Origin of the sequence: Kordiimonas gwangyangensis DSM 19435 = JCM 12864 (assembly GCF_000375545.1) — a bacterium.
GTDB classification, from domain to species: domain Bacteria; phylum Pseudomonadota; class Alphaproteobacteria; order Sphingomonadales; family Kordiimonadaceae; genus Kordiimonas; species Kordiimonas gwangyangensis.
Genome location: NZ_AQXF01000005.1, coordinates 272,328 through 287,735, shown reverse-complemented (window position 1 = coordinate 287,735; position 15,408 = coordinate 272,328). Strand labels below are relative to the sequence as shown.

General features: G+C 57.7%; 13 protein-coding genes. 5 read left to right on the top strand and 8 right to left on the bottom strand.

What is annotated here, in order from left to right; translation table 11 throughout:
- Position 1: 1 nt before the first annotated feature.
- Together B150_RS21400 and B150_RS0115385 are read left to right on the top strand one after the other, a co-directional pair.
- Positions 2–2,836 (top strand): TonB-dependent receptor, encoded by a 2,835-nt coding sequence (locus B150_RS21400; protein ID WP_020400837.1) that lies wholly within the window; start codon positions 2–4, stop codon positions 2,834–2,836.
- 110 nt (positions 2,837–2,946) lie between these two features.
- The gene (locus B150_RS0115385) at positions 2,947–3,330 is read left to right on the top strand and encodes an STN domain-containing protein (protein WP_020400836.1); all 384 of its coding nucleotides are present in this window, start codon (positions 2,947–2,949) and stop codon (positions 3,328–3,330) included.
- A gap of 350 nt (positions 3,331–3,680) precedes the next feature.
- On the opposite strand, the gene B150_RS22600 is transcribed toward B150_RS0115385, so the two are convergent.
- The 5 genes from B150_RS22600 to B150_RS0115360 all read right to left on the bottom strand — a co-directional run bounded on the left by B150_RS22600 (position 3,681) and on the right by B150_RS0115360 (position 9,136).
- Positions 3,681–4,175, bottom strand: a complete 495-nt coding sequence (locus tag B150_RS22600; RefSeq protein ID WP_020400835.1) for a nuclear transport factor 2 family protein — start codon at positions 4,173–4,175, stop codon at positions 3,681–3,683.
- A gap of 182 nt (positions 4,176–4,357) precedes the next feature.
- Positions 4,358–4,750, bottom strand: a complete 393-nt coding sequence (locus B150_RS0115375) for a nuclear transport factor 2 family protein (protein WP_020400834.1) — start codon at positions 4,748–4,750, stop codon at positions 4,358–4,360.
- 59 nt (positions 4,751–4,809) lie between these two features.
- Positions 4,810–5,967, bottom strand: a complete 1,158-nt coding sequence (locus B150_RS0115370) for an NHL repeat-containing protein (protein WP_020400833.1) — start codon at positions 5,965–5,967, stop codon at positions 4,810–4,812.
- A 5-nt stretch (positions 5,968–5,972) separates the two neighbouring features.
- Positions 5,973–6,422: a YiiD C-terminal domain-containing protein gene (locus B150_RS0115365; RefSeq protein ID WP_020400832.1), complete on the bottom strand. Its 450-nt coding sequence runs from the start codon at positions 6,420–6,422 to the stop codon at positions 5,973–5,975.
- A gap of 83 nt (positions 6,423–6,505) precedes the next feature.
- Positions 6,506–9,136, bottom strand: a complete 2,631-nt coding sequence (locus B150_RS0115360) for an ATP-binding protein (RefSeq protein WP_020400831.1) — start codon at positions 9,134–9,136, stop codon at positions 6,506–6,508.
- Between the two features lie 117 nt (positions 9,137–9,253).
- On the opposite strand from B150_RS0115360, the gene B150_RS0115355 reads away from it, so the two are divergent.
- The 3 genes from B150_RS0115355 (at position 9,254) to B150_RS0115345 (ending at position 12,157) form a co-directional block, all read left to right on the top strand.
- Entirely contained in the window at positions 9,254–9,541 is a 288-nt protein-coding gene (locus tag B150_RS0115355; RefSeq protein ID WP_238322396.1) for a DUF4212 domain-containing protein, read from the top strand.
- Between the two features lie 13 nt (positions 9,542–9,554).
- Positions 9,555–11,330 carry a sodium:solute symporter family protein gene (locus B150_RS0115350; RefSeq protein ID WP_020400829.1) on the top strand — a complete coding sequence of 592 codons (1,776 nt, stop codon included), beginning with the start codon at positions 9,555–9,557 and terminating at the stop codon, positions 11,328–11,330.
- 62 nt (positions 11,331–11,392) lie between these two features.
- Positions 11,393–12,157, top strand: coding sequence for a MauE/DoxX family redox-associated membrane protein (locus B150_RS0115345; RefSeq protein ID WP_020400828.1), 765 nt, complete (start codon positions 11,393–11,395; stop codon positions 12,155–12,157).
- A 49-nt stretch (positions 12,158–12,206) separates the two neighbouring features.
- On the opposite strand, the gene B150_RS0115340 is transcribed toward B150_RS0115345, so the two are convergent.
- Genes B150_RS0115340 through B150_RS0115330 form a run of 3 tightly spaced genes read right to left on the bottom strand, consistent with a single transcriptional unit; the run spans position 12,207 to position 15,390 of the window.
- Positions 12,207–13,394 carry an ABC transporter permease gene (locus B150_RS0115340; RefSeq protein ID WP_020400827.1) on the bottom strand — a complete coding sequence of 396 codons (1,188 nt, stop codon included), beginning with the start codon at positions 13,392–13,394 and terminating at the stop codon, positions 12,207–12,209.
- Between the two features lie 2 nt (positions 13,395–13,396).
- Positions 13,397–14,698: an ABC transporter permease gene (locus B150_RS0115335; RefSeq protein ID WP_020400826.1), complete on the bottom strand. Its 1,302-nt coding sequence runs from the start codon at positions 14,696–14,698 to the stop codon at positions 13,397–13,399.
- A complete protein-coding gene (locus B150_RS0115330) occupies positions 14,695–15,390 on the bottom strand; it encodes an ABC transporter ATP-binding protein (RefSeq protein WP_020400825.1) in 696 nt (231 codons plus the stop codon). The genes B150_RS0115335 and B150_RS0115330 overlap by 4 nt, the downstream gene beginning before the upstream one ends.
- Positions 15,391–15,408: the final 18 nt, after the last annotated feature.

Below are 15,408 nucleotides of genomic sequence, written 5' to 3'. Positions count from 1 at the left end.
TATGGACTTGTCCGCACGGGCCTGGAGGAGAAGGCTTGCCGGCGCGGTCGCAACCACCCTTGTGGTCGCGGCGCCTGCTGTCGCACTCCCGCTCGCAGTTGCGGCCTTCCAGATCAATGACCGCTCGGTCCAGTTCGATATCAAACCCCAATCGCTCAGGCAGGCCTTGCTCGTTTTTTCGGAACAGGCTGGCGTGCAGCTTATCCTTACCGATGAAGCCAAGGACCTTGCGCTCAGGAAAGCGCTGAAGGGCGAACGCACGGTCACCCAAGCGCTTGAAACCTTGATTGGCGGTACCCGGCTTGAATACCGCTTCACCGGACCCAATACCGTGATTGTGCGCACCCGACCCGATTATGTGCCTGTGGCGCCCGCTGAGCGGCAGGTGGCAGTGGACGCACGCAAGCGCGACGAGCGCAAACACCGCCCGGCCTATGAAGCGAATGAGGTTTTCCTTGAAGAGCTGATCACCGTTGGCACGCGCAACCGCAGCCGCACAGTGGGCGAAACCGATGTGCCCATTGACCTGATTGGCACCGAAAGCCTGCGCCACACCGGGCACGTGGAAACCGGGCGGCTGCTGCAGACCCTCGCGCCCAGTTTCAACTATACGGAAACCACCATTTCTGACGGCACGGATATCGTGCGTCCCGCCACCCTGCGTGGCCTGGGGCCCGATCAGGTTCTGATCCTTGTAAACGGCAAGCGCCGCCACAGTCAGGCGTGGGTGAATGTGCAGAATACGGTGGGCAAGGGGTCCGTCGGTACAGACATGAACACCATTCCCGTCGCCGCGATCAAACGCATCGAGATTTTGCGTGACGGTGCGTCAGCGCAGTATGGCTCTGACGCCATTGCTGGGGTGATCAACGTGGTGCTCAACGACCAGCAGGAAGGTGGCATGGTCACCGCCAGCTGGGGCCAGACCTACAAGGGTGATGGCGACACCTATTATGTGGCCGCGAATGCGGGCTTGCCGCTGTCGGAAAACGGCTTTCTGAACCTGACGGCCGAGTACCGCGATAAGGGCCCCACCAACCGGGCGGGGCCCAGCTCCATCACCGGTGATGTCATCATGCTGATTGGTGACACCGATGTAGAGGCCACCTCGATGATGTGGAATGCCGAGATCGCGGGCGACGGCCCGGCAACTGTATACAGCTTCGGCGGTTTCAGTGACCGGAACGGGCTGTCGGGAGGTTTTTACCGCCACCCCTTTGTCGCAAGCCGCACGGTGCCGCAGCTTTACCCGGATGGCTTCCTGCCGCTGCAGGAGACTGAGGTGACGGACTTCAGCCAGGCTATCGGCTTCCGCTATGAAGGTGAGGACGGCTGGGACTATGACCTGAGCGCCACCTATGGCACCACAAAGTTTGCCTTTGGCGCGCGCAATACGGTGAATGTCTCGCTCGCTTCCGCCGCATATTATAACGGCGGTGACCCGGTAACGGGTAGCCCCACATCAGGCTATTCCGGTGCGCTCAGCTTTGATCAACTGACGGTGAACTTCGACGCGTCGGGCGGGAATTTCCAGTCCGGCCTGCTGTCGCACCTCGCCTACGGGTTCGAATTCAGGGACGAGCAATATACCATCGATGCCGGTGACCCCGCGTCATACAGTTGCGGTTTTGTGGACGGTGAGTATGCACCCTCAATCCTCAACCCCGACCAAGTCGCCTTTTGTGGTTTCCAGGGTTTTCCCGGTTATAGCCGCGAGGTGGAGGGCAGCAAGGGGCGTGACAGCTTTGCGCTTTATATCGAGGCCGAGCTCGAGCCGTCTGACGATATCTGGATGACAGCCGCCGCGCGGTACGAACGCTATGACGAAACGGGTGACCAACTGACCGGGAAACTGTCAGCGCGTGCGCAACTGTCGCCTGCGCTTGCCATCCGGGCGGCGGCTTCAACCGGGTTCCGCGCACCTGCGCTGGCGCAGCGTGCCTTCTCAAGCGTGATCACGAACACCACCTCCGAAGGCTTGTTGCAAACCCTGATTGCGCCTGAAGGCCATGGCTTGCCGCGTACCTACGGTGTCGACAAGCTCCGGCACGAGACCAGCACCAACTTGTCGCTCGGTGCGGTGTGGGAAGCGGATGAGGGTGTGCTTGTCACCCTTGATGCCTACCGCATCACGATTGCGGACCGCATCGTGCTTGGCCCCACGCTGTTGCTGCCGGAAGGGGTCAGCTTCGGTGCGATTGAAGCGGGCTCATTCTTCTCGAACGCGATTGACACGGAAACCTGGGGCGTGGACCTCGTGGCCTGCGTGAAGACGGATTTTGCCGGTGGTGTGCTTGACCTTTCCACCAGCCTCAGTTGGAACCGCACCCGCATTCAGGAGGTGAACGCACCAAACGGTATTCCGTCACAAGTGTTTTTCCCGCTTGCGGAACGCGTGAATGTGGAGAAGGGGCAACCGCGCTTCCGCGCCAACGCGACGGCAGACTATCACCGTGGCCCGTTTGGCGCGCTGATCCGTGCCAATTTCTACGGCAACACGGAATCTGCTTATTATACCGCTCAGGGCAACGGGATTCCGCCGCATCTTGCGTATGATGTGTATGGCCTTGACCGGTCACCGACCACAAGCGCGGGCTCGGCCGTCATTGTGGATATGGAAGTGTCCTACGATGTGACGGAAAATGTGATGTTCGCGATTGGCGCCAACAATATTCTCAATACCTACCCGGACAAGCTGCCGAACAACGCGCTCGCGCGCTGGATTTCGGAAGGTCGGCAGCAAGGGGCGTTTGGTAATTTTGTCTATCCGTGGGTCGCGATGCCGTGGGGCATCAATGGCGGATATTATTATGCGCGTGTGACCGTCAGGTTCTAAAGGCACAGCGCTGCCATATGGCTGCAATCTTTTGCCCATATGGTGATGGTTTAAGGGAAGGGCGGCTTAGGCGCCGCTTGATAAGGGATGTGATGACAGGGTCAGCAATAATGCAGCGGCTGGCGCGCAAGGCGAGCGTGCTTTCAATCGTTTTGGCGCTGATGTGTCAGGCGGCTGCTGCGCATGCGACTGATATCCCGCGAGATCTTGCGTTTGATATTCCGGCGCAGCCCATGACCGACGCGCTTCTCAGCTATTCCGAACAGGCGCGGGTGCAGCTTATTCTTGCCGCTGATACCAGCACCTTGCCGCCGTGCCTGCCGCTTCAGGGCAATATGAGCGCCGAAGATGCGCTTGCCCGCCTGCTGGCTGAAAGCGGCCTCGAATATTATTTCTCCAGCCCCAATACGGTGACGGTGCGCCGGGTGCTGCCGTACGGCTTCCGCACCGACGCGTCGGACAAATTCAAGTCGCCGCCACAGCCCGCAAACTGACGCAGTTCCCCACTTCCATACTCTTGCATTCAGCACCGAGAATTTTTGCATTTTTAAACTTGACCAAAAAGTCAGGAATGGATAGCGTCGGTGCGTTGCGTGGATGCCTGCCCATTTTGGTGGTGGTAGCAGGTATCATGGACATGGAAGCGGAGACCCAATTCCTCACCTCTCAGTGGTGGGCGCCTCCTTGGGGTGAGGGGGGTTAGATGCGCTTCGGTGTGTCGCCGGTTCCGGGACAACCCGTGCCACGGGCCGGTCTTCCAACCCATCTTCCGTGTTCTTCTGGGCGGTGATTGCTTGCAGTCACCGCCCCAGCTTTTTCAGCGTCTCGTGCAATTCCAGTTCTTCTAGAACATCGAGTTATCGTGCAGGGTTGAGTCAACAACAGGTTGCCCAACACTCCAATGCTCAGCGAACTTTCCATTTTCCATGCGGAAAATATGCATGCCTGCGTTTCCCTTGGCGTCCGGCTTTGCCTTGAAATGGATGTGCATCCAGACGAGGTCACCGTCTGCGCCGGCGCGTTTTATGTCCGCGTGCATCTTGGGAAACCTCTCGAGCTGTGCGGCAAAATAACGAAGTAAGCCTTCCTTGCCCCCGGGCACACGGGGGGCATGCTCGATATGCCCTTCCGCAACACATTCCCTGCCAAAGCGACCGACATCCAGTTCTACCTCGAGAATTTCCATACAGCGAACGGCCTTCTTGAGGTTTTGTTGTTCTAGGGCTTCCTGCGCGAGAATGTCGGCAGTGCTCATGTCCGCGAGTGTGGCAGCGCTCAATGTGAGGGCCGCAAAACCAGAAAGGCTCGTCTTCATGATGTGGTGGAGGTGGGGTGTCATAACGTGGTGTTCCTATGATAACGCAGTTGAGCCTGCGCCGGTTCGCCGCAGGCTATAGGTTACCTAGTCCCGATCAGGAATTGCGCTCGTGTGCAGGCACAATCTGTGATCTTCCCCAAGGGCACTTGAACATATCGGGGAGCATTTGGGAACCCGAAAGGGGCCCATGCCCACAAACATTCTTATGCCATCAGTGCCTTCAGCTTGTCATCAAGCGCGGCGGCAAGCGCCGTGAGCCCGTTCATGGGGCGGATCAGCACTTCAATTTCGGTGAGCAAGCCATTGTCATTCAGGGTGATGCGGTCGATGCCCTTGATCGTCTTGTCACCCACACGGGTGTTGAACTCGAGGATCAGCTCATTCCCGTCGACCCATTCTTTGGTGTAGGTCAGTTCTTGAAAGGTGTCAGATACCGCTTTCAGTACCATGGCCACCTTGTCGCGTCCGACGCGCGGCTTCCAGAACGCGGGCGACAACAGCGACGCATCCTCCGCAATGATGGAATGCAGAAGCTCCATGTCGCCGGTTTGCACGGCCTGGTGCCATTTCTTCAGGAAGCTGTCTGTATTGCTCATGTGTCTCTCCCAACTGAACCTTCCTCCATGGAGGTAGGGCAATATGGGCGGCTGTCCATTCACTCCGTGCGCAGGGTCAATACCGTTAGCGGTTTCAGGCTCCGGGTGTCGTCCGTGCCAATGCGGTCCATCTGGCTATTGGCGATATAGACGAAGCTGCCGCCAAGCCAGGTGCCGGTTGTGGGGATTGCATAGGCCGGATGGCCGATATCAAGCGTTTCAACCGCGCTGCCATCAAGTTTGGCCTTGATGATGCGTGGGAATTTGAAGCCGTTCTGCACCGCAATGAAACTGTCGCCCACAATCACAAGGCCATCGATACCGCCAAGGGTTTCACCTTCAGGCGCTTTCAGCCGTTCGGCCTTGCCGCTTGCCATATCAAGTCGCGTGATGCCGCGCCAGTCCGCCACATAAACACTGCCACCCGCACAAGCGATGCCGTTAGGGTAGCGAATGTCAGGCAGCGCAATGGTTTTAAAGTCAAGCGTATCGCGGTCGACCCGGTAAAGCGCGTGATTGCGGCTGTCGGTGACATAGGCGGCACCTTGAGTGAGACAAAGGTCATTCAGCTCAGCAAGTTCCGCGAGTTCCGCAAGCGCCGGTGATGCGGTGCGTTTCACCTCGCCCGTTTCGCCGTCCAGCACAAGTAGGTCCGCTTGCGGGTCTGGTTTGCTGTCAGCGGTCATGCCGGCGCGGTTCCTGAGCACCCATAGTTCCCCCGCGGCTTTGTCATATTTGATGCCGTAAACGGCACGCAGGTCAGCTGCGTCAGGCAGCGGCCATATGAGTTGGCCCACCTCATCGCCCACCACCATGATTTCATTGCGGGTAAGGCTGCCAATAAAAAGGCGTCCAGTGCTTTCGTCCGCTGTGATGCCTTCAGCGAAAAAGTCGCGCGCGCCGAGCATATACATCACATGGCTTGCCATCATCGGCTTTGGCATGCGGTTCAAGGTGGCAGCGAGTGGGCTATCGCTCTCGAGCCCCAAAGGCCAGCCGTTTGAGGTCAGGTAATCGAGCCACAGGAATGCGTTGCCGTCCTGCCCACGCGCGAGCGACAGGCGCGCCGCATGATAGGCGGCAGCCATGTCGCAGCTCTCCAGCAGCGGTTCCCGCACCAACTCAGGCAGGTCGTCCGCCGGGGAAGGGCAGGATGATGCCTGTACGCCAAGGGAAAAAGATGTGCCCAGAAGGGCGGATACGAGCAGGTGTTTCATGGTCTTCAGCTTTTGAGCGCCGCAAAGGAGCCGGTATAGTCGATCGCCAGTTCGTCATCCTCAACGATACTGGCGGTGAGCTGGATACGCGCCTTGCCGTGCCGGTCGAAAGTTTTGAGGAACAGTGGCCAGCGGTTGCCTTCTGGCAGGGTAGCCTCGGCCTCAAAATCCTGTGTGACCGGACGGATATAGTTGATGTTGCTGCTGGTGATGACAATCTCACCCGCGTTTGCTGCGTGGCGCAGGTTGATGTGCAACAGCGTCCAGCAACTGAGGGTGGCGAGGGCCTGTAGGCTGCCGCCAAATGCGGTGCTTTTGTGGTTGATGTTCAGGTCAAGCGGGGCACGCAGCACCACACGGTTGTCGCTGGCATGCACGGCCGTGACACCCATTGCTTTTGAAATCGGAATATGGCTGTGCAGATAGTCCTCAACAGCCTTGAGTTTGTCTTCCATCCCTATAGTCCCCGTGCGCTTAACAATGCTCCTGCGCTGTTAGCATAGCGGGGACCGCGGCGAAAGAGGGGCAACGCAAACGCTTATTCGGATGTGTTCGATGCCAGCACGCGCTGCAGTTCTTGTACAAATTTGTCCCGGTCAATGGGCTTGCCAATATAGCCCTGCATGCCGTTCTTGATGAAATTCTGCTCGGCCCCGTCAATGGCGTGCGCGGTGAAAGCAAGCGCAGGCACACGGGCCGCCCAGCCGCCCAACAGTCTGACATGTTTGAGGGCTGTCAGCCCATCCATGCCGGGCATGTTGATGTCGATGAGAAGAGCGTCTGGTGCTGGCTGCTGGCCGCTGACCATGCGGTCCACATGGTCAATAAACTCCCGCGGGCCGGGTAGTACTTCGGGCTCAATGCCGAGTGAACGACAAAGCTTGGTCAGCACCGCGCGGTTGATGGGATTGTCGTCTACTGCAAGGATACGGAGGCCTGCAACCGGGCTTGTTTTGCTGTCCTGCGCCGGTGTGTCCGGATTTTTGCTCGCGCCGATAGTTGGCTGCGGTACCGGTGCGGGCGCCGGTGTTACGGCTGGTTTTTCCGCAGTATCCAGCGGTACGGTCACGGTGAAGCGGCTACCTTTACCCGGTTCGCTTTTGAGCGACACCCCACCGCCCATCATGGTTACCAGTTCCTGCGTGATCGCAAGGCCAAGGCCGGTTGATTTCTCAGTCCGGTTCTCACTGCCCATAGTCTCGAAGCGGTCAAAAAGCCGGTGCTGCATTTCAAGCGGAATGCCGATGCCAGTATCGGCAACCGTGAAACTGAGTACCGCTTTATTGTTTGGCAGGCGGTCAAAGCGCGCCGTCAGGCGTACATAGCCGATGGACGTGAACTTGAGGGCGTTACCAATCAGGTTAATCGTAACTTGGCGCAGCACCTTGCTATCTGCTTGCGCCCACCATTCACCCGTATCAGCGAAATCGGCTTCAAGGGTAAGGCGTTTGCTTGTGGCCAGCGGTTGCAGGCTCGCAAGCGTGCTTTCAAGCAATTTATGTACATCCACCGGTGCTGTCTTGAGAACGAATTTACCCGCCTCGATCCGCGAGAGGTCCAGCACGTCGTTCACGAGTTCAAGCAGGGTTTCCGCTGACTGACGAGCCATGATGGCGCAGTCTGCGGCGTCCTCCGGCAGGTCCTGCGCGTTCATGGCGTCCAGCATGCCAAGGATGCCGGTCAGCGGTGTGCGGATCTCGTGGCTCATATTGGCGAGGAAATCAGACTTGGCAGAGCTGGCTTTCTCCGCATGGCGCCGCGCGCGCTCAAGCTGCTCGGTGCGTTCCTGAACCCGGCTTTCAAGGCCGTTCACGAGTTTGGATATCCGCCGGGCCATGCGCTCGGTCGAATAGGCCAGTTGGTCAAGTTCATTGCCTTTGCCGAGCATGCGATCGGGCCTCGGGGGTAACTTGTCAAAATGGCCTCGCGCGAGGCTTTGTGTATGCCGCACAAGCGCATGAATTGGGTGAATAATCTGTTTCGAAAGCGCAAAATAGAGCGCTATGAGAACCAGTATGATACCGGCTGCGCCGATATATAGGACCAAAACTGCATTCTGCCTTGCTTCTGCCTTGACCAGCTCACGCGGATATATGGTCACGAAGTACCAATCCGGCCCTGTGATATGGCCTGCAGCCATATAGTAGTCAGCCTCTTCAAGTTCAAACACGGCAGTCTGTTCACGGTTATGTAGCTGCGTCGCGGCGTAGATCTGTTTCAGCAGCGTGTTGTCAGATTGCGCGATCTCAAGCTGCCTGTTGTCGACCTGTCCCTGCCTCGTCAGTGTCGGGTGCGCGATCAGTTTGCCGTCAGCGGTCAGGATCATATTGGTGGCGCCTGGCGGGTGATCCGCGATGGCGTCATCCAGCAGCTTGTCGAGAAGGATACTGCTCCCCCATGCGCCGACAAACTCTCCCTGAATGTAGACCGGCGTATGACAACCTGTGGTCCACGTACGGCCCGAGGTGTCATAGATGATGGGCTGGAGGGATGTGCAGCGCATTTCCCCAAGCGTGTTATTGGCGGGGCTTACCAGTTGCACAAATTCGGTTTGTTCGAACCTGAAATCAGCTGGGGCTTTCTGGCGGTAATAGATCAGCTTGTCTGCACGCAGAGGGGCGTGGATTACAAGGTTGCGGTCTGTTGTGTAGAAATAGAAGCTCGGGATTTCCGGCATATGCGCCTTGCCGAAAGCATGGCTGAGGAAGAAGCTGTGCAGCAGTAGGCGTTTTCGCTCGGCGGTGATGTCGGCGCCGTCACCAATGAATGCGCCCATGCCGGATACGTGGCCTGCATAGGGTACCGTGGTGCCTTCATACAGCTCATCAGCGGAGCGCCTTGTGCCATCAGGGGCGACAGGGAACCAGCGATCAAACGCGGCATCCACGTCGGCGGCATCTGGTTCACTAAGTGCTTTTTCAAGGGAGGCCGTTGCCTGTTGGTGTGCTTCCTTTATGGTGCCAAAAATCTCGCTCTCGCGCTCGGTACGTTCCTTGATGAAGACATCAAGTTTGCCGAGAATTTGTTGTTCCAGAGCTTTTTCCATCGCAAGCATGCCGGCAAGGGCAACAAGCGTGATGACAAAGGCAATCCGCCAGCCAAAGCCGACGAGCGACCTGAACGCCAGTGATCTTTTCAGTCTGATAATTGGAGCAAATTTGTAACGCACATCTGTCTCCGGCCCCCGGTAGCGATAATGTCCGTCAAAGTTTAACAAAAGAAGAACGCATTGACCTTTCCTGTGCGTTCGCCCAATCTGCTTTTCTGTCCTGGGGAGGTAGTCTTTATGAATAGTGAAACGCGCGATAGTCGGTCGCCGGAAGAAGTTGCTCGCATGAGATCATACTGGCGGGCGAACCTGCACCTTTTGGGCAAGTTGCTTGTCGTCTGGTTCGTCGTTTCCTTTGTTGCGGGCATCCTGCTTGAAGACTGGCTGAACGGCTTTACGGTGCTTGGGTTCAAGCTTGGTTTCTGGTTCGCGCAGCAGGGCTCCATCTTTACCTTTGTGGTGCTGATTTTTGTCTATGCGTCGCGGATGAAAAAGCTCGACCGCGCCTTCGGCGTTGAAGACTGAGGGGGGCGAGATCATGGACGCACAGTCACTGACATATCTTTTTGTGGGCCTTTCCTTCGCGCTTTATATCGGCATCGCCATCTGGTCTCGGGTCGGCAGCACGCGGGAATTCTATGTAGCGGGCGCCGGTGTGCACCCGGTCCTCAATGGCATGGCAACGGCCGCCGACTGGATGAGCGCCGCCTCCTTCATCTCCATGGCGGGGCTTATTGCCTTCCTTGGCTATGACGGCTCTGTCTACCTGATGGGCTGGACCGGGGGGTATGTTCTGCTCGCGCTCCTGCTCGCGCCTTACCTCAGGAAATACGGCAAGTTCACGGTGCCGGAGTTTATCGGTGACCGCTATTATTCCGACGCTGCCCGGCTTGTTGCAGTGCTGTGCCTTATCTTCATCAGCTTCACCTATGTGGCGGGGCAGATGCGCGGCGTGGGCATCGTGTTCTCCCGCTTCCTCGAGGTCGACATCGACCTTGGTGTGCTTATCGGCATGGCAATCGTGTTCATGTATGCGGTGCTGGGCGGAATGAAGGGCATCACCTACACGCAGGTGGCGCAGTTCTGCGTACTCATCTTCGCCTATACAGTACCTGCTATCTTTATTTCGCTGCTGGTGACCGGTAACCCGGTGCCGCAGCTTGGTCTGGGTGCCGAGGTGCTGGACGGCTCCGGTCTGACCGTGCTTGAGAAGCTTGATAGCTCACTGATTGAACTGGGTTTCACGGCCTATACGGACGGCACCAAATCCACCATTGACGTGTTCGCGATCACCGCTGCATTAATGGTGGGCACAGCGGGCCTGCCGCACGTGATTGTGCGGTTCTTTACTGTTCCCAAGGCGTCTGATGCGCGCATTTCCGCCGGGTGGGCGCTGGTTTTTATCGCCATTCTTTATACCACGGCACCAGCCGTGGGGGCCTTCGCGCGGCTCAACTTCATCGATGAAGTGAATGAGGCGGAATATACCGCGACGCCCGACTGGTTCAAAAACTGGGAGGAGCTGGGCCTCATCGCATGGCGTGACAAAAACGGCGACGGCAAGGTGCAATACCGCGCCGGCAGCCCATTTGAAGGGGCACCAACGTTTGAGGATGACAGCCGCGGCACGCACGGCGAACGCCTGCTCACCAATGCCGAGAGTGCGGGCGAGAATGAGGTCTATGTGGACCGCGATATCATGGTGCTCGCAAACCCTGAAATCGCCAAACTGCCGGACTGGGTGATCGCGCTTGTGGCAGCGGGTGGCCTTGCTGCTGCACTGTCGACCGCCGCCGGGCTTCTGCTCGTGATCTCCACAGCCGTGAGCCATGACCTGCTGAAGAAAACCTGGATGAAAGATATCTCTGACCGGCAGGAGCTCAGGGCTGCGCGCATTGCGGCAGCACTTGCCATTGTGGTGGCGGGATACCTTGGTATCAACCCGCCCGGCTTTGTGGCACAGGTGGTGGCCTTTGCCTTCGGCCTTGCCGCTGCCAGCCTGTTCCCGGCGATCCTGATGGGTATTTTCTCCACGCGCATGAACAAGGAAGGTGCCATTGCTGGCATGCTGTCGGGGCTTTTGTTCACCTTCGGCTATATCGTCTACTTCAAGTTCATCGCGCCTGAGGCCAATGTGGCCGCCAACTGGCTCTTCGGTATTTCGCCCGAGGGCATTGGCATGGTTGGCATGTTTGTGAACTTCGGCGTCGCTTTCATCGTTGATCGTTTCACACCGCGCCCGCCTGAGAGTGTGCAGTATCTGGTTGAGGATATCCGCGTGCCCATGGGTGTGGGCGGCGCGCACGACCACTAGCCGGATTTCCAACGGAATTTTTATGAGGGCATTGCTAGGTTCACTGTGAAAGGAGCCAAGCAATGCCCGATATAACCGGCGAAAAACGTGCCGTCCTCTACCGTATGGTCATGCCCGACCATATCTGCCCCTATGGCCTGAAGTCGAAAGACTTGCTCACGCGGCAGGGCTATGAGGTGGAGGATCATCATCTCGCCACCCGCGATGAGACCGATGCCTTCATGGCCAAGCACAAGGTGGAAACCACACCGCAAACCTTCATCGGTGGTGTGCGCATCGGCGGCTATGACGACCTGCGGATACATTTCGGCCTTGATGCGCCGGAAGAGGAACAGAACGACACCAGTTATCAGCCCGTGATCGCCATTTTCGCGGTGGCTGCATTGCTCGCGCTCGGGCTCTCATGGCACCAGTATGGTGACGTTCTCACGCTTCGCGCTTTCGAGTGGTTCATCTCACTGTCCATGACCATGTTGGCGGTGCAGAAGCTGCAGGATGTGGAGAGTTTTTCCACCATGTTCCTGAACTACGATTTGCTCGCACGCAAGTGGGTGCCCTATGGCCGCATATATCCGTTCCTTGAGGCGTTGGCGGGCGTGCTGATGACGGCAGGTGCGCTTGTCTGGCTCTCGGCCCCCATTGCATTCCTGATTGGCCTTATTGGCGCGGTCAGCATCTTCAAGGCGGTATGGATTGAAAAGCGGGAGCTTAAATGCGCCTGTGTCGGGGGCGGCTCAAATGTGCCGCTTGGTTTTGTGTCCTTCACCGAAAGCATGATGATGCTCCTGATGGGCATATGGATGCCCGTGAAGGCGTGCCTGATGTAATGCAAAAGGGCGGGGAAATCCCGCCCTTTTATGTTTATATGTGCGCCGCCTAAGCTGCGTTTCGGAAGGCCACGATCACCGGCAGGCGCGCGGCGCGGAACGCCGGGAAGAAGCCTGCGAAGAAGCCGATGAAAAGCGCGATGATGCCGCCCTGGATAAAGAGGTCGGATGTCAGCTCAAACGCGAACACCACCTGCGTGAAGCTGCCACCAAGCGTGGAGGCATTCAGCCCGTCAAACAGGAGGAAGGCCACGATGGAGCCAAGCGCCCCGCCGATGGCCGCCAGTACGAGTGCTTCCACGATGGTGCCAACGAAGGCCGACAGGCTTGAGAAGCCGATGGCCCGGAGTGTGGCAATCTCCTTCGCGCGTTCTGCGACCGAAGTGTACATGGTGTTGAGTGCGCCTGCGAGGGCACCAAGCGCCATGATCGAGCTGATGACCCAGCCGAAGTAGGCCATGTAGCTCAGGGACTTGCCTTGCGCCTTGAAGTAGGCGGACTCGGTCTCAACGTCGAGGTTGAGGCGCGGGTCGCCTTCCACAAAGGCGCGGATGGCTTCGAGGTCGTTTGCGCTCGACATCTGTACACGCGCGGTCTGGTAGCTGCTGCCGCGGTTATAAAGACTTTGCAGTACCTTCACATCCGCCCACAGCTCACTCTCGAACACGTTGCCACCGGTGGTGAACACACCCACCACTTTCCAGATGACCTTGCCGAACTTGACTTCCTGCCCAAGGGCGAAGCCGTCAAATTCACGCAGGATGCCAGCGCCCACGATCATCTCGTTGGTGCCCGGCGTGAACATGCGTCCTTCGGTGATCTGCACATTCTTGCGCATGGCAAAACCGCGGTCATCAAGCCCGCGCAGCGGGATGTTGGCTTCGGTCTGGCTGGATTTTTTGATGCCGTCCACGATCACATACAGTTCAGGCGATACGACAGGGCCGTTTTCGTCCTTCACCACGCCGGGTGCGGTTTCAAGGATATTGACCTGATCCCGGCTGATGACGCTGTTGAGCTCCGCCGCGGACCCTTCGCGGGTGAAGATGGCGATATCGTCCGCCCCCGCGCTTTCAAGGGTTTTGGAGAAGCCCTGTGCCATCGCTAGGAAGGCGAGGAGGATAGCCACCACCACGGCACTTGCGATCACCATGGCAAGGGACATCCAGAACCGTTGGCCAAGGCTGCGAATGTTCATCGCAACAACAGCCGAAATTTGAGAAAAGATCGATCCCATGATTACCTCCGGCTGAATGCGGTTACGATGTTGAGCCTATAGGCGTTCAGCGCCGGCACGAGGCCGGTCACAAGCCCGAGCAGCACCATGAAGCCAATCGCCTGCATGGCCACAGCGTCCGAGAGCACAAGGCCCGGCAGGAACTGTGCGAGGAAGGTTTTCGCGCCCTCGACCATAACGTAGGCAAGGCCGAGGCCGGCGAAACCGCCGATGAACGCCAGCAGCATGGATTCCGTCAGGATCATGCCGAAGATACTTCTGGCCGAGAAGCCAAGCGTCTTGAGCGTAGCGATCTCGCCGGTGCGTTCGCGTATGGCAAGGATCATGGTATTGCCTACCACCAGAAGGATGGTGAAAAAGGCGGTGAACACGATGCCGAAGATCATAAGGCCGATGTTGCCGATCTGCTCGATAAAGGCCTTGTTGAAGGCTTTTTCGGTGCTGGTATCGGTCTGCGCCTGCGAGTTCGAGAACTCTTCGTCGATGGCTTTGGCAACCTTCTCATTGAGCGCCGGGTCTGCGGTTGTGAGCGTGAGCCAGCCAACCCAGTCGCCACCAAAGGTTTGGGTTTCCATGAAATACTTGTAGTGGAACACGGCGAAGTTGGTGCCGAACTGTTCGTCACGTCCGTCAAAAATGCCGGAGACTTCCATCTCCCACACATGGCCGCCCTCACGGTTGGAGAAAATGTTGGAGGACATGGGGATCAGGTCACCCACTTTCCAGCCAAAGGCGGTCGCAAGTGCACGACCGATGAGCATGCCGCGGCGATTGCCGAACCAGCGTGCGCGGGCCTCATCGTCAATCACCACCTCTTCATAGACCTTGAGATAATTCTCCGGGTCCACAGCCATGGTCACGATCTGCTGCGACGGTTCCTGAAAGTAGCCGCCAAACCAGTTCATGTGTACCACGTCCTTCACGCCCTCAATGGCTTTCACCTTGTTGACGTAAGCGTAGGGAAGGGGTTGCGTGAAGTTGATGCTGTTGACCACCACAAGGCGGTTGTCTGCCGATAACTCAACACCGGCGTTAAGTGCCGTTTTGAGGGTGGTAACCACCGAGAAGATCAGGAAGGCTATCATGATAGCAAAGCAGGTCAGCCCGAGCCTCAGCGGCTTGCGAAACAGGTTCTTGAAGGTGAGGTAAAGTCCGGTCGCGATCATGAAGTTCGCGATCAGCCGGTTGATACCTGTCTTTTCAAAGATGAACCAGATAATCCAGAAGGGCAGCCAGATAGGCAATGTGACCAGGAGCCCTCCATATTTGGCGACAAGCGCCAGAATATTGAGAAGCTTTGTCATGCTGCCAGGTCCTTCTCAACAAATTCGCCCTTGTCGAGGTGAAGCGTGCGCTTTGCATAGCTGGCCGCCGAAGGGTCGTGCGTCACCATAACAATGGTTTTGCCGAACTTCTCATTCAGAAGCTGCAGCATCTCAAGGATTTCATCTGCTGTGTGACGGTCTAGGTCACCGGTCGGTTCATCACAAAGCAGCAGTTTCGGGTCCGAAACAATGGCTCGCGCAATCGCAACGCGTTGCTGTTGGCCACCAGAAAGCTCCTTCGGCAGGTGCGCTGCGCGGTCCGCCAGTTCCACCAGTTGAAGCGCTGTCTCGACGCTTTGCTTGCGCTGCTTTGCACTCAGATTGGTGAGCAACAGCGGCAGTTCCACGTTGCGCGCAGCATTCAGCATCGGCATCAGGTTATAGAATTGGAAGATGAAACCGATGTTGTTGGCGCGCCATTTGGATAGCTGGCCTTCGGACAGGCTGTCGATGCGGGCACCATCGAACCACACTTCGCCCGATGATGGTTGGTCTACGCCGCCAAGCATGTTGAGAAGCGTGGTCTTGCCCGAGCCCGACGGCCCCATGATGGCAAGGAAGTCGCCCTGTTTGATTTGCATGTCGAGCCCGTCGAAGATCTTGATCGTCTCCTTGCCGCGGGTGAAGCTTTTCTTGACCCCTTTGAGGTCGAAAAGGATGTCGGTAGTCATGGTCTGTCCCCCTGTCTT

Coding starts and splice junctions, on each gene's coding strand:
- B150_RS0115330 (WP_020400825.1), bottom strand. CDS start 15,390: ATGACTACCGACATCCTTTTCGACCTCAAAGGGGTCAAGAAAAGCTTC.
- B150_RS22600 (WP_020400835.1), bottom strand. CDS start 4,175: ATGACACCCCACCTCCACCACATCATGAAGACGAGCCTTTCTGGTTTT.
- B150_RS0115355 (WP_238322396.1), top strand. CDS start 9,254: ATGAATAGTGAAACGCGCGATAGTCGGTCGCCGGAAGAAGTTGCTCGC.
- B150_RS0115345 (WP_020400828.1), top strand. CDS start 11,393: ATGCCCGATATAACCGGCGAAAAACGTGCCGTCCTCTACCGTATGGTC.
- B150_RS0115375 (WP_020400834.1), bottom strand. CDS start 4,750: ATGAGCAATACAGACAGCTTCCTGAAGAAATGGCACCAGGCCGTGCAA.
- B150_RS0115365 (WP_020400832.1), bottom strand. CDS start 6,422: ATGGAAGACAAACTCAAGGCTGTTGAGGACTATCTGCACAGCCATATT.
- B150_RS0115335 (WP_020400826.1), bottom strand. CDS start 14,698: ATGACAAAGCTTCTCAATATTCTGGCGCTTGTCGCCAAATATGGAGGG.
- B150_RS0115385 (WP_020400836.1), top strand. CDS start 2,947: ATGCAGCGGCTGGCGCGCAAGGCGAGCGTGCTTTCAATCGTTTTGGCG.
- B150_RS0115340 (WP_020400827.1), bottom strand. CDS start 13,394: ATGGGATCGATCTTTTCTCAAATTTCGGCTGTTGTTGCGATGAACATT.
- B150_RS0115370 (WP_020400833.1), bottom strand. CDS start 5,967: ATGAAACACCTGCTCGTATCCGCCCTTCTGGGCACATCTTTTTCCCTT.
- B150_RS21400 (WP_020400837.1), top strand. CDS start 2: ATGGACTTGTCCGCACGGGCCTGGAGGAGAAGGCTTGCCGGCGCGGTC.
- B150_RS0115350 (WP_020400829.1), top strand. CDS start 9,555: ATGGACGCACAGTCACTGACATATCTTTTTGTGGGCCTTTCCTTCGCG.